Origin of the sequence: Streptomyces sp. NBC_00344, from assembly GCF_036088315.1 — a bacterium.
Classification (GTDB): Bacteria; Actinomycetota; Actinomycetes; order Streptomycetales; family Streptomycetaceae; genus Streptomyces.
On sequence record NZ_CP107996.1, the window covers coordinates 26,266 to 48,380 of the forward strand.

Sequence of the window (22,115 nt, forward strand, 5' to 3'; positions counted from 1 at the left end):
GGGGGTCACTGGCCGATGGCATCTAGTACCTCGACCGCGTCGGCGGGCAGAGTCAGTTCGGCGGCGGCGATGTTCTCCCGCAGGTGGTCCACCGAGGAAGTGCCGGGGATCAGCACCATGGAAGGCGAGCGCTGCAGTAGCCACGCCAGGGCCACCTGCTGGCGGGAGGCACCCAGCCGGGCAGCCACACCGGTCAGGGTCTGCGACTGCAGCGGGTTGAATCCGCCGAGGGGGAAGTACGCGGCGTAGGCGATGTTCTCCGCGGCGCAGCGGGCCACCAGGGCGTCGTCGGCGCGGTTGGCCAGGTTGTACAAGTTCTGCACGGTGACTACCGGGGCGATGGCCTGCGCTTCGGTGAGCTGGGCTGCGGAGACGCCGCTCAGGCCCAGGTGGCGGATCAGTCCGTGGTCGCGCAGGGCGGCCAGGGCCCGGAACTGTTCCGCGATGGAGTCGTCGCTACCGGCCCCGACAGCCACGCGCAGGTTTACCACGTCCAAGGTCTCCAGGCCGAGGTGCTGGAGGTTCTCGTGGACCTGGGCCTGGAGGTCGGTGGGATCGAGGGAAGTGATCACGCCGGCCTGGTTGTCGCGGCGGGCACCAACTTTGGTGACGATGTGCAGGTTGTGAGGGTAGGGGTGCAGAGCTTCCTTGATCAGTTCGTTGACGACGGCCGGGCCGTAGAAGTCGCTGGTGTCGATGTGGGTGAGACCGAGATCGACCGCCTCGCGCAGTACGGCGATCGCCTGGTCTCGGTCCTCGGGCGGTCCGAAGACGCCGGGTCCGGCCAACTGCATGGCGCCGTATCCCATGCGGGTGATGGTCAGGTCGTGGGCGAGGGTCAGCGTCTCGAGCTGGGCGTGGGTCGTCATGGGGCCTCCAGGTCGTGTGCCGACCCCATATCTAACTGGATGGACAGCGGCGGGAGCCGGTGACGGCGCCGACGACGGCTTCGGTGGTGTTGCGCGCCAGGGCGCGGCCGCGGTGATGCCGGGGCAGGCGCGGCGAGGCCCATCTCTCCGCTGCCGCCGGCGGGGCTCACCGTGCGATGTCCGGCGTGCCGGGGTTTGCTTGGTGAGTCGGATGGCGGCGCCACCGAAAGGACACCGTTCTCTGGCGGACTGGCTTGCAATCGTGCCAGCAGAGTGACTGGAGCGAGGGACCATCAATGGCGAGAACGCACGTGATCGTCCTCCCGGGCGGTGGGTACGCCGAGCATGCGCCTCACGAGGCAGAGCCGATCGTCGACTGGCTCAGCGGGCTCGGGGTGCAGGCGAGCGTCTTCCGCTATCCGCTCAACGCCAGGCACCCCGCACCTCTCGATGCCCTCCGTGCGGAGATCCGACGCATCCGCACGAGCGGAGCGGAGCGCATCGGTCTGATGGGTTTCTCCGCGGGCGGTCACCTGGCTGGCCTTGCGGCCCTCGTACCTGGTGTCGAGGAGCAGGGAGCGGTGCAATTCGTAGTCCTCGGATATGCGATCACGTCGATGGAGACCGAGACCTATCGCCCCGCCAGACTGATCCTGCTGGGGGAGAATGCCGGCCCGGCGCTGCGACGCTCCACATCGTTGGACGCACTGGTGACGTCTGAGTCACCACCATTCTTCGTCTGGCACACCGCGGAAGATGTCTACGTCCCTCCCGAACACACCTACCGATTCGCTGCCGCGCTCGCGGATCACACCGTCCCGCATGCCGTTCACGTGTTCACGCACGGACCGCACAGCCTCGGCCTGGCCGAAGGCGCGGGGGACGTGGAGACCTGGACAACCTTGGCCGCGTCATGGATTCGCGAACGCACCTCAGCCTGACCGAAGCCCGATGCCCACCTCACGTTGAGCGTCACACCAAGCAAAGCCGCCGGCCCCACCCACCGACGCCGGGACCCATGAGGTGGGTGGTTGGTCGGGACGACGAACCACAGCACAGGAGTCCTGCACCACCGGCGCCTGATCCTTTACCGACCTACTGCGCGTAACCCGTGTGCACCCGCACCCGATCCCCCTCCTAGCTTGATCTTTAACAGTGCGGCGTGGACGCGGGGTCGTTGACTTCTTCGTGCGTCGCTTCGCGGAGCCTGGTCTGCCAACTGTGTGCACGCCATAGCGGGCAGTGGGCTGGTTGTTCTTGCGGCGGGGTGGGCGTCCTGGGCCGGGCCGGGCGGTTTTCGGTGCTTCGGCTGGACAGGCGGCCTTCGTGCGGAGGTGCCGAAAGTCGCGGCGGACTCGTGCGGGGGTGAGCCTGTCGGGCGGGGCCTGCTTCTCCCACGGCCGTCGGAGGTCTGCCGCCAGTGGGCGTGCGAGCCGGAGCTGGGTGAAGGCGGCGAGGATCAGCCAGGTCCAGCGATCGGCGGCTTCGGGGCTGCGGATCTTCGGGCAGGTCCAGCCCAGGGTCTGTTTGAAGAGCCGGAAGGTGTGTTCGATGTCGAAGCGTCGCTGGAATGCCTGCCAGAGCAGGTCGACGGTGGCGGCGGTGCCTGACCACCACAGCCAGACCGGCTTCGGTGTCGCGCCGCTGGGCAGGTGCTCGACCTGCAGACGGATCACGGTGCCCTCGATGACCGGCAGGGCACCCAGCTCTGCGGTCCAGGCCGAGCGGTGGGTCAGTCTCGGGTGGAGCCGGTCCCAGGCCCGTGCGGTGGCGCTGCCGTAAAGGCGGGTCGCGGTCACCGTCTGAATGTCGGGTGTGTTCCAGGTGGCCGGGTCACCGAAGACGAACTCGCCGCCGTGGCGGGGCGGGCGGCCCCGAACTGCAAGCTCACGGGGTGGGACCGCGTGTCGCAGGACGCGGTCCGAGCGCATCCGGCCCAGCACCTGCACCGGCAGATCCTTCAGAAGGAAGGCCAGACGTGGCACGTCGTATCCGGCGTCCACCACGATCAGGATCTCCGGGTCGGCGTCCTTCCACCGGCCGGCTGTGATGAGCCGTTCGATGAGCTCGCGCATCTGCCTGGCGGTGACGGTGGCGGCGTCGTCGCCCGGTGCCAGACGTAGTGCGTCCAGCATTTGCGGCCCTGCCCCGTGGGGCCCAATCTTATGGTGCATATGCACAGTCCTCGATGCCGCGATTCCTGATCTCGGTCGACACCTATAGCCATGGCGCACTCGCTGGCGCTGTGGCTCGGGGGCCGCTCTGGCGAGCAGGACCTGCGGCCCGCGTGGCTGCTCGGCGATCCACAACGCCGCTGGCCGGTCGTGCGGCGCGCGACCGCCCGCAGCGACGACACCTGAGCGCAGGCCCGGCGCCACGAGCAGCTCACCCGCCTGCGCTCTGCTGATCGACAGCAGGGCGGCCGTCGCCGACGCGCTACCGGCTGGCATCCGCGCAAGAACCCCCGGAGCCTCACGTCACGATCTGAGAGGACAAGGACATGAGCGAGATCAAACCCCGATTTCGCACGATCGACGGATTGGCCATCCGGTATGCAGAGAGCGACGGGCCCCGCGATCGCCAGGCCCTGCTGCTGAGCCCGTGGCCGGAAAGCCTGTACAGCTTCGACGCGACCTGGTCGAAGCTGGCCGCGCACGCGCAGTTGGTCGCGGTGGACCTGCCGGGATTCGGGCATTCTGAACTCCGACATGACCTGCTGTCCCCCACAGCGATGGGCGACTTCATCGTGCGGCTCACCGACGAGTTCGGGCTGGCGAGGCCGCACCTTGTGGGCCCTGACATCGGCACGGCGGCGTCATTGTTCGCCGCGGCCCGGCACCCGGACCGGTTCCAAAGCCTGGTTGTGGGCACCGGAGGGGCGGTGGTCCCCCTGAAGCTGGGGGATCCCCTGAACGAGTGGGTGCAAGCCGAGGACCTGGCTCCGTACCGGGCCATGGGCCCCAAGGCAGCCGTGACGGCCGCGATAAACAACATTCACGGCTACGAGCTGCCGGACGTCGTGCGCGAGGACTACCTCGCGTCCTACGTGGGCCAGCGGTTCGTTGACCAGATGACCTACGTTCGCACGTACCCCACCGAACTGCCGAACCTTGGCGAGCTGCTGCCCGCCATCGAGACGCCGGTCCAGATCATCGCCGGCCGCAACGACCCGGTCGTGCCGCTGGAGAACGAGGAGTACCTGCACAAGCACCTGCCCAACAGCAAGCTCGACGTCATCGACGCGGGCCACTTCGTCTGGGAGGAAGGTGCCGACGACTACGCCGAGGTCGTCACCCGTTGGTGGCAGGCGAACTGACCTGGCATCCGCACTGCTGCGTCTGACCGCAGGCTGCAAATCACCGGACAGTGGATCGACCTGGATCTGGTGCCGACGGCCAACGAGCGGGCGCGGGCACTTCGACCCACACCGCGCGCTCCAGCAGAACCCGCGACGCTTGCCGGTTCCCGACCTGCCTCTCACCCACAGGAGTTGTCATGAGCTTCGCATACTCGTCGATCAGGACCCGACAGGAAGGGGGTGTCCTGTTCGCCACTCTCGACGCCGGCCCCCTCAACCTGATCGGTGTCGACCTCGTCCGCGACCTCGTCTCGCTCGTCGACACGCTGTACACCGACCCCCGTGACGTGCGGGTCGTCGTCATCGACAGCGCCTCACCCGACTTCTTCTCGGCACACGTGGACCTCACGGCGGTCCCGCAGTACACCGCCGAGGCCGCGAAGGCCGGCGGCCCCGGTGACGCCTCGCTGGGCATGTTCCTGCACAAGCTGGCACGGGTCCCGGTGATCACCATCGCCAAAGTGCGCGGCAGGGCCCGCGGCGGCGGCAACGAACTCGCCCTGGCCTGCGACATGATCTTCGCCTCGCGCGAGAACGCGGTCTTCGCTCAGTTCGAGACAGGCACCGGCGCCCTGCCCGGCGCGGGCGGCATCCAGCATCTGACCCGGCGACTCGGCAGGACACGCGCCATCGAAGCCATCGTCGGCGCGGATGACTTCGACGCCGACCTCGCCGAGCGCTACGGCTGGATCAACCGCGCCCTGCCCGATGCCGAACTGGACGGCTTCGTCGCGCGCTTGGCCCAGCGCATCGCCGGCTTCCCTCCCGAGGGCGCCAAGGCCGCCAAGCGCGCCATCAACGACCTCACACTGGCGGACTCCGCGCAGGTCCGCTCCGACTCCGCCACGTTTCAGGCCCTGATCGCCCTGCCCGAAAGCCGTGAGCGCCTGGACTACCTAGCGGACCGGGGCCTCCAGACACCCGGCGATCTCGAACAAGACCTCGGCAAGGTCCTGGCGGAGTTCCGCCGGTGACTCTCAGTGCCTGTAGGGCGCCGCCCATGGGTCATCCAACGCACCAGCTGGGCCTGATCCCCCCCCCCCCCCCCCGCTCGGCCTGGGCCACCTGCTCGGCGTCGCGTTCACGGAAGAGACGTTCCCCTTCGGTGTCGGCGACGTTCTGATCCTGTACACAGACGGCGTCATCGAGGCCCGAGACTCCGGGACGTCTTCACGGAGGAGATCCGCCGCCTAGGCCCGTATCAGCCAGCCTGTGGGGTCACACCTTGAGCACCATGCGGAAGCGGGCGTCGCCGCTGGACATCCGCTCGTACGCCTCAGTCGCTTCGCTCATTGGCCGCGTCTCGATCATCGCCCGGATCCCTTGGTCCGTGGCGAATCGGAGGTTGTTCTCGTTCTGGATGGCACTTCCGGTGAGGGATCCCATGATCCGGACGTTGCCGAAGACGAGCTGCATCGGGGTGACCTTAACCGGTTCGTCGGACGCTCCCACGACGACGAGTCGTCCACCGCTGGCAAGGCCGTTGAGCAGGGGGGAGATGTCGCCGGCGGCAGCTGTTGCGATGACGACCTGTTGCACCGCCGAGCTTGCTGAGTTCCTCGCCGGGGTCCGTCTCGGTGGAGTCGATGTAGTGCTGCGCGCCGAGCTCGCGGGCCAGCTTCTCCTTGGCGGTGCCGCGAGCGACGGCGACGACCCGCAGGCCCAACTTGGCCGCGTACTGGATACCCAGGTGTCCGAGGCCGCCGATGCCCTGGATGGCCACCAGGTCGTCGGCCTTGGTGCGCGCCTGAGGCGCGCGTTGAACGTCGTGAAACCCGCGCACAGGAGCGGCGCTGCCTCAGCCGACGTCAGCTCCCGGACGCGCTGCCCAGCCTGGGTAGAGATCGAGAGCCCAGCCCAGAACATCGGTAAAGCCGCCGCGGGCACCGTCTGGATCACCCACGGGAGCAACGAAATTCACCGGTACGCCGCAAACCAGCCAGGACAAGGACAGCACGTCAGCGAACCGGTTGGGCTCCCGCGTCCCTCACGGGCCGCGGGAGCCCGTTCTCGTTTTACGAGCTGTCCGCGTATCTGCCTGTGCGACAGGAGCTCAGCGCCCAGGAGCCGAGGCCGCTACCGCGGTACCGGTGTCTCACCGGAGACAGCCACACCTGCCCGACGGAAGTCGTCCAGAGTCGAGGCTGTCGTGTCCGGTGCGACACCAACCGAGCAGTCCAGCCGTACCCGGGCGCGGAACCCGGCCTTCACGGCATCCAGCGCCGTCGCGCGCACACAGTGGTCCGTCGCGGTGCCCACCACGTCGACGTCCTCCACCCCCCGCTCGCGCAGCCAGTCCACCAGGGACGTTCCCGCTGCGTCGGCGCCTTCGAAACCGCTCTTCGAGGCGCTGTGGGCGCCCTTGAAGAAAACACCATCCACCCTGCCGCCAGAGACGGTGGGCGCGAAGTGTGGGTGGAACTCGCCGCCCTCGTGGCCGACCACGTAGTGGACGGGGAAACTGTCCTTGTAGTCGGGGTTCTTGGAGAAGTGACTTCCCGGGTCGATGTGGTGGTCCAGGGTCGCCACGACGTACCGGTAGTCGCCACCCGCGCTCTCCTCCACCAGATCGGCGATCTTGGTGGCAATCCGGGCGCCTCCCGTCACGGGGACACTGCCTCCCTCGCAGAAGTCTTTCTACACATCCACGACGGTCAAGCTTCGGCTCATCACGAACACCTCTCAGACGATACGGAACACATAGGAACAACCACCGTTCAGGGCCCGGGAACCACCCGGCACCATCAGCTCTGAACGGGTAGAACTGCCAGGGGGTAGAGGGCGGGGGTGAAGGAGACGACGCTGCCACCGTAGGTCCCGTCAGCGAACACTTCAGCGCGGCGAGGCTCCGATCCCACCCCAACTGACCGTCTAGTCAGCGGGGGTGTAGTCGAGGGGTGTGTTCGCGCAGCCTTGGGCCAGGTCGTCCAAGCCGCGGTTTCGGTCGGGTCGGCGCTCAGGTGCCGGCGGAGTGTCGTGGCGACCCAGTCCGCGACATACGTGCAGCGGGTGTTTGTGGCCGGGGGCATCCAGGTGGCCGGGTCCTGGTCGGCTTTGGAGCGGTCGGGCTTCGCGGTGACCGCGACCAGGGAACGCGCAGCGCCGAGGTCGCTGGCGTAGGCCTGGCGGCGGGCAGGGGTCCACTGCGACGCGCCGGAGTCCCAGGCTGGGGTTCACTCGCCCGTACGTAATGGTCGTACTGGAGGAACGAATCGCCCTCCCCGCGCGCCGGGGGCGCAAGACGGGGCACCTAACTGCCCGTCATGTCCGGTTTCAGTAACAGGTGTCCGAAGGTGGGCGGCTCGCCCTTAATCTGAGCGCCTGCCAGGACCTATAGGGAGGTGCCTGGCCCGAGCTGCCCAGGTCCGAGGCACTCGCGGTGCCCCCGCGAAGGCTGCAGTTCCAAGGACGCTCGGCCCCTGCTGAGGACCCGCCGCGTAGGCGCCGCAACCGCTCGCTCGCGCAGCCGCATGGGACCACGGAAATACGAGGTCGACGGACAGGAACTGTTGCGAGATCCTCCTCGGCAAGATCGGATGACGAGGAGCTCGGTGATCACCCAGGGCGTGAAGATCACAGCACAGTGCGAAGCCTGCGGTGGCGTGCTGATCCACGACACCGGCCAGTTCATCGACCGCGATCAACTGTGGTGGGGAACCGAGGGGACGTGCCTGTCCTGTCCCGTCGCCTGGTGCGAGCAGGACAGCGGCGGCGAGACACCCGAGGAGATCCGCCAGGCCCTCTTGACCGAACACGGACCTGCCCGCCTTCGACTGACAGAGCCGGTGGCCAGTCCGGTGGTAGTCCTGCGCACACTTCGAGAAGTGCACGCGCTGACATTGGCGCAAGCACAATCCCTGGCAGACCAGCTCAGGACGACCGGGCTGGTCGGAACGCTGGTCGAGATGGAACTCATCGCCAGCCGCCTCCGGCACCATTCCGTTGGAGCAACCATCGATCCAGAAGTCCGATGACCGTCAGCAGATCTGCCCCGCGACACGCCGAACGACGACATTTCCGCAGCCACGTCCACGTCCCGCCCGTCGCGTCGCGGTCATTGTCCCCATGGCAAAGCCACAGCTCAGAAGGCTAATCGTCGATCCGGCTCAAGATAGCGGCCGCAAGCGGCACCTGGTCGTGGACACCAAGGGCCTGCCGCTTTTCGTCATGGTCACCCCGGCCGACATGACCGACCGCAACGCGGCGGAGGAAATGCTGTTCCGGCTACGGCTGATGCACCCCGAAATCACCATCGTCTGGGCCGACTCCGTCTATGCCGGACAGCTCTTGACCTGGGCGAAGACGTACCTGAACCTGACGATCAAGACCGTCAGCCGCCCGAAGAACACCCCCTGGATTCGTCGTCCTGCCCCGTCGCTGGGTCGTCGAACGCTCTGGGTCATGCACGCCCGTCGGCACGCTCGCGACTACGAACGGCTCTTCCAGCACTTCCTGTTGACTGAACTAACTTGGGAGTTTTCCCAGTTCAGGCACGGTATGGAGGATGCTGCTGCTAGCTTCCGGGCATGTCTGAGAACGAGGGGGCCGAGCGTGATCTGTCCGCTCTGGAGCTGCCACAGTGGGGCCGCTTACGAGAAACCGGTGATCCCTGGGATCCGTACCAGCTGATCGACAAGGACGGGAAGGTCTGCGCGGAGGCCCAGGCGTTCTTCAAGGACCTCCAGGCCGCGGGCCGCGAAGACACGACCCTGCGCTCCTACGCGCTGGACCTGCTGCGCTGGCTGCGATTCCTCTGGGTGCTCGACATCAGGTGGGACCAGGCGACCAGCGTCGAGGCGAGGGACTTCATGCGCTGGATGCTGCTGGCCGACAAGCCCGTGCGCGTGCACTGGCGCCTCCAGCTCCGATCGCAGACGGCAGCCCCGCAAGGGCCAGGTGTCCTGCGGTCGGCACCGGGGACACCGAATCCCGTGACGGGCAAGTCGTCGCCGGGCGTCAAGTACGCGGCGACCACGAGGGCCCACTGCGAAACGGTCGTGCGGACCTTCTACGACTTCCACCTCTCCGAGGGCACCGGACCGATCATCAACCCGTTCCCTCTGGACCGCTCCCGCCGAGCTGGCCGGGCCAACGCTCACCACAATCCGATGGATCGGTTCAAGCACGAGCGGACCGGCCGCTACCGGCCCAAGGTCCCGAAGCGGGTCCCGCGACGGATCCCGGACGAGATGTTCAACGCGATCTTCGCCGCGCTGAAGTACAACCGGGACCGCGCGATGCTCGCCTTCTGGGTCTCCACGGGCGTGCGCGCGGAAGAGCTACTGACCAGCACGAACCGCGACGCTCTGCCTGGCGAACAGGTCATCGGCGTGATCCGTAAGGGAACCCGCGACTACCAGCGGGTGCCGGCCTCGCCGGACGCGTTCGTCTGGCTGAGGCTCGCCCAGGAGGAAGCCTGGCGCTGTGGGGTGCCCCGGGAGCGCAACGCCCCGCTCTGGTGGACGCTCCGGCGGCCCTGGAGACCGCTGGAGTACCCGGCAGCCAGAGCGATGTTCATCCGTGTCCAGGAGCTCCTCGGATCGAACTGGTCCCTGCACGACCTCCGCCACACGGCGACCTACCGCATGACCAGCGATCCCCTCGTCCGCCTCACCGACGTGCAGTGGGTCCTGGCCCACAAGCAGCTGACCACCCTTCAGATCTACCTCACCCCCGACTCCGACGAGATCGTCGGGCACATGATGGCCCACCATGCCCGGCAGGAGATGAAGGCCACCGAACAGCCGCGGCCACCACTGCCCGCCCCCGGGTACGACCCCGTCTCGATGGACGTCATGTTCGGAAGGGCTGGCTCGTGACCACCGTCGAGCACAGCCCGCCAGTTCTGAAGACCGCGGAACGGGGACGATTTGGGGAAGCACAATCGGCACTGAGAGAGAAGTTCCCTGCCCGGACTCGGGCCGTCTCCTGGCCGGCCACCCAGGCGTCCAAGGACGAAGTCGTGTACCGCTTGGCACAGCACCCCTTCACCGCGCAGAACAAGGCCACGACGAGGTCCCGGTCTCGCGGCGTCCGCTTCGTACTGGCCTGGCTGGAGGCTCAGGCCGGGGTCACCTGGCAGGAACGCTGGGCCTCCACGGGCGCCGAGAGCCTGCCGAAGGAGGGCTGGCTCGACCTGGCCCGGCAGTGGTTCATCCGAACTGAAGGACTGGTCCTGCGTGACTCCCAGTTGTCGCCAGGGCTCCTGATGCTGATCTGCGGGGACGTCATCCGTCCCACGTCGACATGGCTCCTCAGCCGCACCTCGCAGCACCTCGCACGAGCGATGGCATCTGCCCGTGACCCAGAGGGCTTCGAGCATCTGGGTACACAAGCGGCGTCCGACAAGGTGCCGCCGGCCGTCTTGCGTATCGCCCGGCATCGGGTCTCTGTCATCCTCGCCCGCAACGGCGGCTCCATCCGCGACATCACGGTCGGGGACTGCGTGGAGATCCTGAAGGCCCAGGACGCCACCCACGCAGCGACCGGCGACCGGACCGCGTTCTACCGCCTATTGCACAGAGCCGGCGTCTTCCCTCAGGACGCGCCGTCAACGATCCGAGCCTTCACCGGCGGACAAGGTCAGCTCAGCGCCGCGGAGATGATCGACCGCTACGAGATCGTCTGCAAGCCGGTACGCGACTTGCTGGTGGACTACCTGTGCGAGCGCCAGCCCGCCCTGGACTACACGTCTCTCGCGGCCGTCTCCCGTGTGTTGGGGAGTTTGTTCTGGAAGGACCTGGAAACCCATCACCCGGGCATAACTCTCTTCGCCTGCCGCCGGAAGTTGCCTCCGCTTGGAAGACGCGGCACCGGACGAAGACGACGACAGTCCGAAGGACTGATGGCAGCACGGCCTCGGTCACCAGTCGGCGGGAGAGCGCGCGATCGGATCTGACAACGGTGCGGGCGTTCTACCTCGACCTCGCCCAGTGGGCTGCCGAGGACCCCGCGCGCTGGGCCTCTTGGGCAGCCCCCAGCCCCGTCACCAGCGCGGAAGCGAACCAGAAGAAGCACCAGCGCCGCGTCAAGGCGAAGATGGACCAGCGCACACGGGAACGACTGCCCGTGCTCCCACTCCTCGTCATCACCAGCCAACGCAACCGCCTCCAGGCCGCAGCGGTCCTCGCCGCCGCGCGACAGGCCGAGCCCGGCACCATCTTCGCTGTCGACGGCCGGACACTCTTCCGACCAGTTCTGAAATCCGCGTCCGGCGCCAAGGTCTGGGCCCAAGAGCTTGACGCGCCCAGGACCGCAGTCCGGGCCGCCCGGCACGATCTCACCCACGAGGACCACAAGGCGTTCTGGGCCTGGGCCGCCATTGAAGTCCTGCGTCACACCGGCATCCGGATCGAGGAACTGTGTGAGCTGAGCCACCACTCGCTCATCCAGTACCGGCTGCCGACCACCGGCGAGCTCGTCCCGCTCCTGCAGATCGCCCCGTCGAAGACCGATCAAGAACGCCTGATCCTGGTAACCCCCGAGCTGGCCGACGTCCTGAGCCGCATCATCATGCGAGTCCGCGACAGCAACAACATCGTCGCCTCGGTTGCCGCCTACGACCCCCACGAACGCGTCTGGAACCCGCCGATGCCGCTGCTGTTCCAGCACCGCATCGGCACCGAGAACCGGGCCATGCACCCGACCTGCATCCGGACCTACATTGCCCAGGCCCTTGCAAGCACCGGTCTGACCGACGCCAGCGGCGAGCGGCTGACCATGCAGCCGCACGACTTCCGAAGAATCTTCATCACCGACGCGGTGATGAACGGAATGCCTCCCCACATCGCACAACTCGTCGCCGGTCACCGTGTGATCGACACGACCATGGGCTACCTCGCGGTCTACCCCCGAGGGGTCATCGAAGCCCACCACGCCTTCATCGCCCGCCGCCGGGCCGCCCGGCCCAGCGAGGAATACCGCACACCCACCGATGAGGAATGGGACTCCTTCCTCGGCCACTTCGAGAAGCGGAAACTCTCCATCGGCACCTGCGGCCGGGCCTTCTCCACCCCTTGCATTCATGAGCACGCCTGCTTGCGATGTGCCATGCTCCGGCCAGACCCCGCCGAACGACCCCGGCTCATCGAGATCCGCGACAACCTCATCGACCGCATCGCCGAGGCCAAGCGGGAAGGCTGGCTCGGCGAAGTCGAAGGACTCGAAACCAGCCTCGCCGGCGCCAACGACAAGCTCGTCCCGATGGACGCCGCCATAGCCCGCACGGCTTCGGCGGTCGATCTCGGGATGCCCACCTTCAACCAGATCGCGGGACGCGCCACCGACAGCCGACGGTCGACACCGTTCTCCACTTCATGAGCGACAGATCAAGCGTTCCAAGGCCCGCACCATGCGTCGATCGCTTCTCTGGATCTGTCCGCCCACGCGGTCGCGGTCCCGCGCGTATGCGGAAGTGCATCGACCCAGCGTTCCCAGAGGCCGTCCGGAGAAACGAATCGCTCGGCGTGACTTGTGCCCAGCTGGGAATCCAGCCTCATGAGAGCTCCAAGGGCGGATCCCTGGTCGTACCGGCATTCCAACTGAGGAAGATAACGGTCCAAGTAGGATATAAGGATCTCCGCATCCTCCTGGCTGCCGAACCGGGCAAGCGCAAAGCAGTAGCCCTGACCTGCATAGGTGAGTTCACTGGCCAGCAGGAGGCTCCCGATGCGTTCACGCCACTCAACCCGCCGGGCCACACCGACCAACCACGCAGCGGTCAGTCGGGCACGCCATTCATACCCGAGGAGTGCCCTGATCTCCTGGTCGCTCGCCTGGAGAGAGTCAGCTTGCAGCGAGGCCACGAAGGCGGCCCGTACTTCCTCCCCAAGGTGGAGGAAACTACCTCCCAGTAGTTCGAGGTATCGCTGTTCACCAGCGACATACCGGGCCACGACATGTCCCTGGCCAACTTCCTGAGGATGCTGCACGCTCATCGCCGCATCATGACCTACCCAGGAGACAACCCCACAAGCGGGGTCCCACGAGATCCGGTCCGTAGTTCAGAGAATGGGAGTCACTGATCACCGGGGCCGCGATCACCCTCATGACCAGGCGAATCACCCGCCGAAATTCCCGCAGAAGCAGACAACCGGCCTCCCACGAGGCCCAGCGCGACTGATCCACTTGGCACTGACGGTCAGCAGTCCCACCAAGAGGTCACCGGGCCGTCAAACCAGCCCAATTGTCGCACCACCACGCGGCTCCAACAGCGCAACCAGCATACCGAGGCCCGCCCGTCAGCCGCTGACCACGGGATCGAGAGCCTTTGCCATGACCCATTCCCTGCGCACACCATCCGGCAGCAGGTCGCCAGGCTCCCCGGTGTCCTTGAAGCCGTGACGTTCATAGAGCGCGATAGCTGCACGGTTATCCGGCATTACCGACAACCGCAAGGTCCTAGCGTCCCTCTGCACAGCCCACTGCGCGATCTCTCCGATCAAGAGGTCTCCCACCCCCTGACCTCGAACCGTGGGGCTGACCCACATCGAGATCAACTCCACGGCATCTGGCTGCTCAGCCGGTACACCGCTGACCATCCCGACCGGCCCGCCCGCGCGGACTGCGACAACGTTGTGAGACCGAGGAATTCCTAGGCGGTCTCTCCAACGTTCCTCCCGGTCGCCCTGCCCCTGCCACTCCGCCAACGTCGAGCCGAAGGCATACGGCGCCTCGGCAAGCGCGGCTAGCCGCAGGTCGCGCCACACCGGCCAGTCATCCGGTCCCAGAGAACTCAGTTCGATCATGTCAAGACGATGCTCCTAGAGGGGAGTCATCCGCAACCAAGATTAGAAACAGGCGCTCAAAGAGCGCTTTGTCCCGACAGGGGTGTTTGGCGTTGATTTGTAGACCGCGCCGGTGCGGGGACTTTCAGGCTGATGTTTCCGATGTGGTGCAAGGGGCTCGTGTCACCCTTCGGCGACCCGTTTCGTTTGGTTCGCTCCTGTCTGATCACAATGCGCCCCCGCTTGTCCTCGTTTACGCCCTGGGGAGGCGGGCTGTTCGACGGTACTACCGAAACATGACGCGACACCGCCCGTATCCCAGCGACCTCTCCGACGCACGCTGGGAACTGATCGGACCCACGCTCACCACCTGGCGGGCCGAGCGGAGAGGCAAGGGTCTCGACATCGGCCGACCACCCGAGCGCGACCTGCGCCGCATCATGGACGCCATCCACTACGTCGACCGCACCGGCATTGCCTGGCGTTACCTGCCCCACGACTTTCCGCCGTGGGAGACGGTCTACGGCTACTTCGCCACCTGGCAGAAACAAGGCGTCTTCGACCAACTCAACGGACTCCTGCGGTGCCTGGTCCGCAAGGCCGAAGGCCGCGACGACGAACCAAGTGCCTGCGCGCACGACGCGCAGAGCGTGAAGACCTCCGCGAACGTGCCAGCGACCAGCCAGGGCATCGATGCCGGCAAGGCCCCGGGAGTGTTGAGGGCGACGTCCTGAACACGGGGGTGGAAGCCGTCGAGGTCGAGGATGTCGCGGGCGGCTGCCGGGTCACGGAGCCGATCGCGAACGTCTTCGACGCGGTCAGCGGCCGGCGGGATCGGCCTGTCTGTCAGGTCCGTCGGACCATTTTCTCCCTTCTGCTTGCTGGGAGAATTTCGCCCTCCCCGCGCGCCGGGGGCGCACGACGGGGCGCCTAACCGCCCGTCATGTCCGGTTTCTGTAACGGGTGTCCGAAGGTAGGCGGCCCGCCCGTAATCTGAGCGTCTGCCAGGACCTTTGGGGGGGTGCTGCCCGAACACCAAGGGACCATTCATGATCCGCACAGGCGGGGCGTGGCTGACGGAGCAGGTGTGCGGTGTCGGCTCGGGCATCGGGGTGCGATCGGGTGCATTCAGGGCATATGATTCCTGGGCGGTTCAGTGCGTATTGCCGCCTGCCGGGAGAGCCGCGTCATGCGCTGCTGGCTGTGCCGATCGCGCTGATCGCGCTTCTCATGGTGGTCGACCCCTCGCTCCGCCCGACGTCCACCTCGGGCCTTTCCTCATCGTCGCGCCCGCTGTGACAGCGTCGTTCGCGGGCCCCCGGACGACGGGATGCATTGGCGCCCTCGCTGTCCTGGCGCAAGCCGTGACTGGCCTCGTGCGCACGAGCCTTTTGATCTGAACCACATGTTCCAGCTCCTTGCGCTGATTCTGGTCTCAGCGTTCCTGACCTTCTTCACCTCCTGGCGAGAACAGCGCGGGAGGGAGCTGACTCAGGTGCGCTCGGTGGCGACGGCCGCGCAGGATGCGATGCTCAAGCCACTCCCGCACCGCATCGGACCCTTGCGCATCGCATCCGTCTACCTGGCCGCGGAAAGTGAGGCGAAGATCGGCGGCGACCTGTATGCCGCCGTCCGCACAGCGCAAGGAACCCGGGTGATCATCGTCCACGTCAGGGGCAAAGCCTTGAAGAGCGGTAGGTGCGGCCGCCCTGCTTCTCGGCGCGTTCCGGAGTGCGGCCCACAGGCAGGTGGGCCTTTCGAACTGATCGCTCTCCTGGAAGGAACCGTCTCTCCTGACCTGGATGATCCCGCAGCCCCCGAGGAGAAGTCCGAGAACCGCGGCTAGGAATTCATCACCGCCGCCGTGCTGGACGTTCCCGACGACGAGCCTGCCCTTCACTTGGTCAGCTGCGGGCACCCGCCGCCCCTGCTTCTGCGCGGCGGCCAGGGCCGCCTGCTCGAAGTACGCCACCCGGCCCCGCCTCTGGGTCTCACCCAATTCGTGGAAACCGACCTCACCGCACAAACGTTCGCTTTCGACCCCGGTGACATCGTCCGTCTCTACACGGACGGTGTCATCGAGGCCCGCGACGCGCACGGCATGTTCCACCCGCTCACGGAGCGAGTGCTCCGCACGTCCGGCGAGGGTCCCGAAGCTATCCTGGCCCACCTGCGCGAGGGCCTGCGGCGCCATACCGGCGGACGTCTGGATGACGACGCCGCCATAGTGGCGATCGAGCGACTGCCGCAGCAAGCGTGAGCTGAGACGAAACAGGCCTAACCAACACGGCAGGCGGACTGGAGTCACTCCGCTGCAGTCGCCGCATGGCGGCTGACTACTCCTCGGTGGTCACGACGGTGTCGAGGCCGGCATGGCGCAGGGTGTGCTGAACGGCACGGCGGGCCCCGCGGGTGGTGACGGAGACTGTGCGCGGTGCACGCGTGACCGCGCGGAGGAGCGCGTAGGCACACGCGAGGTCGATCCGCTCAAGACCGCTCATATCCCACACCCAGTCGCCTGCCTGCCGCAGGCGCCGGTCACTGATGAGCTCTTCCAGCGCGGGCAGAGCGTGCGCGTCCAGGACACCGGAGAACGTCAGGAAAGCGTGCTGCTCGTCAGCCTCGATGATCGCTACGGGTAGGTGCTGCGGCTGGAGGGACTGAGAGGATGGATCTGCCATGGCGGCCTCCTCGCGGCACGTCACTCACGTGCCTTCATTGTCTCAAACCGACGCGCTTGGCCTCGCCGGCAAGCAGCTGGCCGATGGCCTATGCCGCGTCGCGGGCCGGGCGGCCCACGCCGACGACGGTGGCCGAGGTCGGGCCGTCCAGTCGCCGTAGCCGAACACCCAAAGCCGCCGCGCACTGACCTCGCCATCGATCTTTGACACCTCGCCGGGCGTGTGATGGTGCGCTCCGAGTGAGCAGGGGTGATGTGGCACGTGGCGGCGCCGCGGGTGGAGCAGCCGTCCCATGACGGCGGCCCGAACCCCGGAGGAGGGTTCGGGGCCGCCACACGTTCCCGGCGTGGGGGCCGGGCCATGAGGAGCACGACGAGGTCGCACAGGGATTCGCGTGTACTACGAGCAGGTACGCAGGGCTTGGGAGGATCCTGAAGTAAGGGCGCGGGCAAACCCCTGGCAGTTCAGACAGATCGGATCGCAAGCGCGGCTGCGGCCTCCAGCCTCGGTCAAGACCCGGGGCGCTCGGTCCCCCGATCGGTCAGCGGCGTACTCAGGCCGACGGCCGAGCGTGCCGATGAGGTAGGCGCTCTGGAACAGATCCAATGTAGGTGAAGGCGAGGTGTGCCAGTCCCCGTACACGATCCCAGTGGGCTGCCGCCGTTCGCGCGGCGCTTGAGCTCGGCAACTCGCGGCTGATGACCAGCGCGTCATGGCCCCGGGCCGGTACAAAACCTTCGTACCGTTCCGCTGCCTGCGATGCGGCCGGACCGGACGGTGCAGAGCCGCTGATCTGATCGACTTCCCGCACTGGTTCGGAGGTCCACTGACCGCGGTCAATGGAAGCGGTCGAGGCAGTCGCGGTGCAGTCAGTGCCCGGAGCCCTGCCCAGATGTCTCGCAGGTCGTCTGGACGACGGCGAAGGCCCGCGTTCCACGCCGCTGCGTGACGCGCATCTGGAGCCCATCTACTTCCACTACTCCAGCAACCGGTCGCACCCGTGCCACTGCATGCTCTGTGCTCTGTGGCCGGCGGGTACTCCACACGGATCTGGAACGTGTGGAAGAAGAAGAGCCGGGGCTGCACCCCTACAAGTATCTGATCGACGCGATTGCATCGCGCGCCGGGATCACTGATGGAATTGGGGAACGATGAGGTAGATCCCGTACAGCACCGCGACGGCACAGGCGATGAAACATAGGCCGGCAGCCGCGAGCGGCGCCCTTCCGGCCTCGCCGTGCCCGCGTGCGGTGTCCCGTCGCGACAGCGCGACCACGCCGAAGGAGAAGACAACGACGACAGCAAGTGCTGCTCCCGCTCCCACTATGACCACCTGGCCGAGTGCGCTCCAGTGCAAGTGCAGGTTCATTGCGCTGGCCTTCCTCTCGTCGATGCGCCTGTGCCGCACTGGTCCGGTTCTGCCGGCAGGTCACCGGTCCGTGTCCCCGCCCGTCTGCACCGCGGCAATGACCTGTACCGTCTTGGCCTCGTTGACGTTGCGCGCGGTGACCTGATTGCGCCGGGCCAGTACGACGATGACCGTGGCGACGGCGAGTGCGCACACCGACACCACCACGATGCCGAGGTTCCCGCCCTGCGTGACCCCCGCGGCCGCGGCCGCGCCGACAAGGCCAGCCGACGGCAGGGTGACCAACCAGGCAATGGCCATCCGCCCGGCCGTTCCCCACCGCACCCTGGCCAGCCGCTTGCCGACCCCGGCCCCGATGATGGCGCCCGAGCAGACCTGGGTGGTGGACAGGGCGAAGCCAAAATGCGCCGAGGTGAGGATAACGGCGGCGGAGGAGCTCTCGGCCGCGAAGCCCTGAGGGGATTGGATGTCGGTCAGGCCGTTGCCCATCGTCCGGATAATCCGCCAGCCGCCCAGATAGGTGCCCAGGCCGATCGCTAGCCCGGCGGTGATGATCACCCACAGCGGTGGCCCGGAGCCGGAAGGGAGCGCGCCGGCGGAGATCAGGGTGAGGGTGATCGCTCCCATCGTCTTCTGCGCGTCGTTCGTACCGTGTGCGAGTGAGACCAGCGAGGCCGAGGCCGTCTGGCCGAGCCGGAAGCCGCGCGTCACCGTGCCCTTACGCGCGCGCACGGTGATCCGGTAGGCCGCATAAGTGGCCATCAGCGCGGCCGTACCGGCGACGAACGGTGACGCGAACGCAGGAATAATGATCTTCTCGACCACTTCGGAGAAGTTGATAGCGGAGGCTCCCGCCCCGACCCACACGGCACCGATCAATCCCCCGAACAGGGCGTGCGAGGACGAGGAGGGCAGACCGAGCAGCCAGGTCAACAGGTTCCACAGGATGGCGCCCACCAGACCTGCGAAGACCATGGCCGGAGTCACCAGAGTGTCGTTCACGATGCCGTTCGAGATCGTCTTCGCCACTTCAGTGGACAGGAACGCACCGGCGACATTCAACACGGCACTGATCAGGACCGCGACCTTGGGCCGCAGTGCCCTGGTCGCGATGGACGTAGCCATCGCGTTCGCCGTGTCATGAAAGCCATTCGTGAAGTCGAATGCCAAGGCCGCGACGATAACTGCCACCACAATGAACGAAATGTGGTCCATATGTTCGAGTTAAACAGGCCTATCTGGTACGCGCGACCTGGTCAACCAGCCCCACACGGGCCCGCAGCAGGGGGTCGGCGGGCACCCCGGCTCCGCGTCGGCAGGCACGGTCTTCCGGTCAGATCAATGGACACCACGATCACGCACACCGCTACGGTCCAGCGCGCCTGTTAGACGCGTGGACCGATGGCAGTGTGGACGGAGTGGACGGCGCTCGCGCCCTCCCCTACCGAGGAGGCCACTCGTTTCATGGATCCGGAGCGGACGTCGCCCGCGGCGAAGACCCCGGGCGAGCTGGTCTCGAACGGTAGTGGGGCACGTCCCAGGTCGGCCCACACGGGATTGAGTGGGTATGCGTCCAGCTGGACGTCGGTGCGGATGAAGCCGTCGGCGTCCAACGACAGGGCGTGCAGCCAGCCGGTCGCCGGGTCTGCGCCGATGAAGCAGAACAGACCGCGACAGGGTTGCTCCGCGCTGGTCCGGGAGGCCCGGTCGGTGAGCGTGATGGCTTCGAGGGCCGCCGTGCCCGCCAGTGCGCTGACCTGCGTCGAGGTACGCACTGTGATCCGCGGATCGACCACGAGGCGGTCGGCGAGATAGGAGGACATTCCGGCCTCGAGGTCGCTGCCGCGTACGGCGAGGGTGACCGGGCATCCGTGCGAGGCCAGGTACAGAGCGGCTTGGCCGGCGGAGTTGGCTCCGCCGACGACGGTGACCGGTGCGTCGTGGCACATCTGAGCTTCGAGGTAGGTGGCGGCGTAGTAGATGCCGGCACCTTCGAACTGTGCCCAGCGTGGAAGGGGAAGGGCGCGGTAGTGGGCGCCGGTGGCGATGACCACGGCACGGGTGTCGATGCCCGTCCCGTCGGCCAGGACGATGCGCAGATAGTGACCGTCGGTGTCCAGGGCCACCGCTTGACAGGGGCTGGAGAGCCGGGCCCCGAACTTCAGGGCTTGCAGCGTGGCCTTCTGGGTGAGGTCGCTGCCGCTGATGCCTGACGGGAAGCCGAGGTAGTTCTCGATGCGGGAGCTGGCGGCTGCCTGGCCGCCAGTTCCGACGGCATCGAGGATCACGGTATCCAGTCCCTCGGAGGCGCCGTAGACGGCTGCCGCCAGGCCGGCGGGGCCGGCACCGACCACGGTGAGGTCGACCGGACTGTCGCCAATCGGCCGGTAGGACAGGCCAAGCAACTCGGCCAGCTCGGCTGGGGTGGCGCGTCGCAGCACACGGTCATGAGTGAGGGCAGCGGGTAGGTCGGTGGCGTCCAGGGGCGTCGAGCGCATGACGCTGCGGCCTGCCAGGCTGCCGGCGTCCATCCAGACGTGGGGAAGGCGTTGGCGGGCGACATAGGTGCGCAGGGCGAGCGCCTCCGCCGAAAAGCCGGTGCCGATGATCTCCAGCATGTGGGCGGCAGCACTGGACCGGAGCCGGTCGCGCCGGGTGAGGAAGGTCCGCAGCAGCACGTCGGACAGATCGGGGTCCTCAGCCATCAGTCGTCGGAACTGCGAAGAGGAGATGCGGTGGATTCGCCCGGAACCCACGACGCGGGCTGTTAGTTGCGCGGTCTGCCCGGTCAGCAGATTGAGTTCACCCAGGAATTCGCCTGGACCGTACGCAGTCACGAGTTCCTCACCCCGGCCGTGGGTCGGCGGAGCGAAAATCTCGATCCTTCCGGCTTCGATGAGGATCAGGTCGTATGCCAGGTCTCCGGAGCGGAAGACGACATCTCCGCTGCGCACGTCCTGCGCCACGCCATAGGCAGTCAGGCGCGCGCGTTGCGCGGAGGTGAGTGGCGGAGAGGCTGCCGTCGAAATGGGCGCTGAATCATCGGACGCGCCTGGTGCGCTCATGATGCACCTTCAATCGATGACGCACCGTAGCGGATCTGCCCCCATCAACACTGGTGATCATGTTGCCGCTTCCTAAGGAGGTGTCTTTCCTCGCACCGTGACACCCTCGGCTGACACTGTCGCGACGGCAGGAGCGCGCACAATCCGCTCCGAGGCTGACTTCCGCTGGAAGAAGTGAGCCCAACTTCAGAGGCAGTCATGCCAATAGTGTAGGGCTGACTCGCCTGCAGGGTAGCCTGAGCTCCTCCCACGCAGGCAGGCGTGCCGGCTTGCACACCATGGAAATTCGCGTCCGCCGCTACGTCTGGCAGACCTCTTGGTCCGACAGGGGCTCCTTCTCGACCTACGCCGGAGGTATCTACGTCTCAGGCGCCAACACCTACTGCGCCGAGATCACTGGGTGGGTGGAGGTCAACGGCACCAGGTATGCCGGGGGCGGCCGGGTCGGCTGCGACGATTGAGGTCGGCGATGTTCCCGCCGCACAAGTCGTGGTGAGCCCGCGCCACTGACCGCTTCGAGTGGCAGTGGGCGTACAGATCCCGGATCGCCGGGTCGAGGAAGGCCAGGCGCAGCAGGTTGCGTCCGACTGGCGGGAGTGCGGCGAAGCCGGTGTAGAGGGCGGCGAGGGTGTTCCAGGCCAGGACGCTCATGTGGCGCCCCAGGATCATGGCGGGGGTGTCGGTGAGGTTGTCCAGGAGCAGCTGGGTCTGAGAACGGACCCGTTGGGCTGGGCGTTTGCGGGGGCGGGGCTGGGCTGGGCTGCGTGCTTGTCGGCGAGCTCGTAGAGGTAGCGGGTCTGATCTGCGTCCAGGGGCAGGGCGCGGGCGATCGCCTCCAGAGTGGACGGGGAGGCACCGGGCAGCCGCACTTGTTCGAGGCGGGTGTAGTACTCGGTGCTGATCGGGGCGAGCTGGGCTACTTCCTCACGGCGTAGGCCGGTGACGCGGCGGAGGTGGCCGGTGAGGGCAAGGCCCACCTGATCGGGGGTGACCACGGCGCGGCGGGACTTGAGAAGGTCGGGCGGACGGCCAACAGCAGGATGTCCTC

22 protein-coding genes and 4 pseudogenes are annotated in these 22,115 nt (G+C 67.1%); 13 read left to right on the forward strand and 13 right to left on the reverse strand.

The genetic code is table 11. From position 1 onward, the window contains the following. Positions 1-5: 5 nt before the first annotated feature. Positions 6-869 (reverse strand): oxidoreductase, encoded by an 864-nt coding sequence (locus tag OHS16_RS00165; RefSeq protein ID WP_328535070.1) that lies wholly within the window; start codon positions 867-869, stop codon positions 6-8. Positions 870-1,165: 296 nt separating this feature from the next. Here OHS16_RS00165 and OHS16_RS00170 point away from each other — a divergent pair, with 296 nt between their 5' ends. Continuing rightward, complete coding sequence (locus OHS16_RS00170) at positions 1,166-1,810, forward strand: alpha/beta hydrolase (RefSeq protein WP_328535071.1); 645 nt, start codon at positions 1,166-1,168, stop codon at positions 1,808-1,810. On the opposite strand, the gene OHS16_RS00175 is transcribed toward OHS16_RS00170, so the two are convergent. Then, the gene (locus tag OHS16_RS00175; protein WP_328535072.1) at positions 1,802-3,319 is read right to left on the reverse strand and encodes a transposase; all 1,518 of its coding nucleotides are present in this window, start codon (positions 3,317-3,319) and stop codon (positions 1,802-1,804) included. The genes OHS16_RS00170 and OHS16_RS00175 overlap by 9 nt on opposite strands. A 50-nt stretch (positions 3,320-3,369) precedes the next feature. Here OHS16_RS00175 and OHS16_RS00180 point away from each other — a divergent pair, with 50 nt between their 5' ends. The 3 genes and pseudogenes from OHS16_RS00180 to OHS16_RS00190 all read left to right on the forward strand — a co-directional run. After that, positions 3,370-4,185 carry an alpha/beta fold hydrolase gene (locus OHS16_RS00180; RefSeq protein ID WP_328535073.1) on the forward strand — a complete coding sequence of 272 codons (816 nt, stop codon included), beginning with the start codon at positions 3,370-3,372 and terminating at the stop codon, positions 4,183-4,185. A gap of 179 nt (positions 4,186-4,364) precedes the next feature. After that, positions 4,365-5,201: an enoyl-CoA hydratase/isomerase family protein gene (locus tag OHS16_RS00185; RefSeq protein WP_328535074.1), complete on the forward strand. Its 837-nt coding sequence runs from the start codon at positions 4,365-4,367 to the stop codon at positions 5,199-5,201. Positions 5,202-5,274: 73 nt separating this feature from the next. After that, positions 5,275-5,421, forward strand: a pseudogene (locus OHS16_RS00190) (SpoIIE family protein phosphatase); the annotation flags it as partial. A gap of 24 nt (positions 5,422-5,445) precedes the next feature. On the opposite strand, the gene OHS16_RS00195 reads toward OHS16_RS00190, so the two are convergent. The 3 genes and pseudogenes from OHS16_RS00195 to OHS16_RS00200 all read right to left on the reverse strand — a co-directional run bounded on the left by OHS16_RS00195 (position 5,446) and on the right by OHS16_RS00200 (position 6,897). Next, the gene (locus OHS16_RS00195) at positions 5,446-5,766 is read right to left on the reverse strand and encodes a hypothetical protein (RefSeq protein ID WP_328535075.1); all 321 of its coding nucleotides are present in this window, start codon (positions 5,764-5,766) and stop codon (positions 5,446-5,448) included. Next, positions 5,654-6,010, reverse strand: a complete 357-nt coding sequence (locus tag OHS16_RS32015; protein WP_443042529.1) for a zinc-binding dehydrogenase — start codon at positions 6,008-6,010, stop codon at positions 5,654-5,656. The genes OHS16_RS00195 and OHS16_RS32015 overlap by 113 nt, the downstream gene beginning before the upstream one ends. Before the next feature lie 293 nt (positions 6,011-6,303). Next, positions 6,304-6,897 (reverse strand): annotated as a pseudogene (locus OHS16_RS00200) (isochorismatase family protein). Positions 6,898-7,203: 306 nt separating this feature from the next. Between OHS16_RS00200 and OHS16_RS00205 the strand changes: the two are divergent. From OHS16_RS00205 to OHS16_RS00230, 6 genes and pseudogenes are all read left to right on the forward strand, one after another. After that, complete coding sequence (locus OHS16_RS00205; RefSeq protein ID WP_328535076.1) at positions 7,204-7,347, forward strand: hypothetical protein; 144 nt, start codon at positions 7,204-7,206, stop codon at positions 7,345-7,347. 431 nt (positions 7,348-7,778) lie between these two features. Beyond that, entirely contained in the window at positions 7,779-8,201 is a 423-nt protein-coding gene (locus tag OHS16_RS00210) for a hypothetical protein (protein ID WP_328535077.1), read from the forward strand. 139 nt (positions 8,202-8,340) lie between these two features. Continuing rightward, positions 8,341-8,676, forward strand: a pseudogene (locus OHS16_RS00215) (transposase); the annotation flags it as partial. Between the two features lie 77 nt (positions 8,677-8,753). Beyond that, entirely contained in the window at positions 8,754-10,046 is a 1,293-nt protein-coding gene (locus OHS16_RS00220) for a tyrosine-type recombinase/integrase (protein ID WP_328535078.1), read from the forward strand. Between the two features lie 143 nt (positions 10,047-10,189). Continuing rightward, a complete protein-coding gene (locus OHS16_RS00225; protein WP_328535079.1) occupies positions 10,190-11,125 on the forward strand; it encodes a hypothetical protein in 936 nt (311 codons plus the stop codon). A 5-nt stretch (positions 11,126-11,130) separates the two neighbouring features. Next, entirely contained in the window at positions 11,131-12,546 is a 1,416-nt protein-coding gene (locus OHS16_RS00230) for a tyrosine-type recombinase/integrase (protein ID WP_328535080.1), read from the forward strand. Positions 12,547-12,554: 8 nt separating this feature from the next. Here OHS16_RS00230 and OHS16_RS00235 read toward each other — a convergent pair whose 3' ends face one another. After that, entirely contained in the window at positions 12,555-13,163 is a 609-nt protein-coding gene (locus tag OHS16_RS00235; RefSeq protein ID WP_306084932.1) for a DUF6000 family protein, read from the reverse strand. A gap of 303 nt (positions 13,164-13,466) precedes the next feature. Continuing rightward, on the reverse strand, positions 13,467-13,973 hold the full coding sequence (locus tag OHS16_RS00240; protein ID WP_328535081.1) for a GNAT family N-acetyltransferase: 507 nt from the start codon (positions 13,971-13,973) through the stop codon (positions 13,467-13,469). A gap of 275 nt (positions 13,974-14,248) precedes the next feature. On the opposite strand from OHS16_RS00240, the pseudogene OHS16_RS00245 reads away from it, so the two are divergent. The 3 genes and pseudogenes from OHS16_RS00245 to OHS16_RS32025 all read left to right on the forward strand — a co-directional run. After that, a pseudogene (locus OHS16_RS00245) lies at positions 14,249-14,656 on the forward strand (transposase); the annotation flags it as partial. Positions 14,657-15,357: 701 nt separating this feature from the next. Then, the gene (locus OHS16_RS32020; protein WP_443042530.1) at positions 15,358-15,798 is read left to right on the forward strand and encodes a hypothetical protein; all 441 of its coding nucleotides are present in this window, start codon (positions 15,358-15,360) and stop codon (positions 15,796-15,798) included. Positions 15,799-15,816: 18 nt separating this feature from the next. Then, on the forward strand, positions 15,817-16,212 hold the full coding sequence (locus OHS16_RS32025; protein ID WP_443042531.1) for a PP2C family protein-serine/threonine phosphatase: 396 nt from the start codon (positions 15,817-15,819) through the stop codon (positions 16,210-16,212). A gap of 76 nt (positions 16,213-16,288) precedes the next feature. On the opposite strand, the gene OHS16_RS00255 is transcribed toward OHS16_RS32025, so the two are convergent. From OHS16_RS00255 to OHS16_RS00280, 6 genes are all read right to left on the reverse strand, one after another. Then, a complete protein-coding gene (locus OHS16_RS00255) occupies positions 16,289-16,633 on the reverse strand; it encodes an STAS domain-containing protein (RefSeq protein ID WP_328535082.1) in 345 nt (114 codons plus the stop codon). A 1,129-nt stretch (positions 16,634-17,762) separates the two neighbouring features. Continuing rightward, a complete protein-coding gene (locus OHS16_RS00260) occupies positions 17,763-18,002 on the reverse strand; it encodes a hypothetical protein (protein ID WP_443042532.1) in 240 nt (79 codons plus the stop codon). A 60-nt stretch (positions 18,003-18,062) separates the two neighbouring features. Continuing rightward, the gene (locus tag OHS16_RS00265) at positions 18,063-19,217 is read right to left on the reverse strand and encodes an inorganic phosphate transporter (protein ID WP_328535083.1); all 1,155 of its coding nucleotides are present in this window, start codon (positions 19,215-19,217) and stop codon (positions 18,063-18,065) included. 170 nt (positions 19,218-19,387) lie between these two features. Beyond that, positions 19,388-20,968 (reverse strand): FAD-dependent oxidoreductase, encoded by a 1,581-nt coding sequence (locus OHS16_RS00270; protein WP_328535084.1) that lies wholly within the window; start codon positions 20,966-20,968, stop codon positions 19,388-19,390. Positions 20,969-21,478: 510 nt separating this feature from the next. Continuing rightward, positions 21,479-21,736, reverse strand: a complete 258-nt coding sequence (locus tag OHS16_RS00275) for an MmyB family transcriptional regulator (protein ID WP_328535085.1) — start codon at positions 21,734-21,736, stop codon at positions 21,479-21,481. Continuing rightward, positions 21,733-22,062: a helix-turn-helix domain-containing protein gene (locus tag OHS16_RS00280; protein WP_328535086.1), complete on the reverse strand. Its 330-nt coding sequence runs from the start codon at positions 22,060-22,062 to the stop codon at positions 21,733-21,735. Before OHS16_RS00280 ends, OHS16_RS00275 begins: the two co-directional genes overlap by 4 nt. Positions 22,063-22,115 lie beyond the last annotated feature (53 nt).

Coding starts and splice junctions, on each gene's coding strand:
- OHS16_RS00235 (WP_306084932.1), bottom strand. CDS start 13,163: ATGAGCGTGCAGCATCCTCAGGAAGTTGGCCAGGGACATGTCGTGGCC.
- OHS16_RS00265 (WP_328535083.1), bottom strand. CDS start 19,217: ATGGACCACATTTCGTTCATTGTGGTGGCAGTTATCGTCGCGGCCTTG.
- OHS16_RS00220 (WP_328535078.1), top strand. CDS start 8,754: ATGTCTGAGAACGAGGGGGCCGAGCGTGATCTGTCCGCTCTGGAGCTG.
- OHS16_RS00240 (WP_328535081.1), bottom strand. CDS start 13,973: ATGATCGAACTGAGTTCTCTGGGACCGGATGACTGGCCGGTGTGGCGC.
- OHS16_RS00260 (WP_443042532.1), bottom strand. CDS start 18,002: ATGAACCTGCACTTGCACTGGAGCGCACTCGGCCAGGTGGTCATAGTG.
- OHS16_RS00165 (WP_328535070.1), bottom strand. CDS start 869: ATGACGACCCACGCCCAGCTCGAGACGCTGACCCTCGCCCACGACCTG.
- OHS16_RS00255 (WP_328535082.1), bottom strand. CDS start 16,633: ATGGCAGATCCATCCTCTCAGTCCCTCCAGCCGCAGCACCTACCCGTA.
- OHS16_RS00175 (WP_328535072.1), bottom strand. CDS start 3,319: ATGCCAGCCGGTAGCGCGTCGGCGACGGCCGCCCTGCTGTCGATCAGC.
- OHS16_RS00170 (WP_328535071.1), top strand. CDS start 1,166: ATGGCGAGAACGCACGTGATCGTCCTCCCGGGCGGTGGGTACGCCGAG.
- OHS16_RS00180 (WP_328535073.1), top strand. CDS start 3,370: ATGAGCGAGATCAAACCCCGATTTCGCACGATCGACGGATTGGCCATC.
- OHS16_RS32020 (WP_443042530.1), top strand. CDS start 15,358: ATGTTCCAGCTCCTTGCGCTGATTCTGGTCTCAGCGTTCCTGACCTTC.
- OHS16_RS00185 (WP_328535074.1), top strand. CDS start 4,365: ATGAGCTTCGCATACTCGTCGATCAGGACCCGACAGGAAGGGGGTGTC.
- OHS16_RS00275 (WP_328535085.1), bottom strand. CDS start 21,736: ATGATCCTGGGGCGCCACATGAGCGTCCTGGCCTGGAACACCCTCGCC.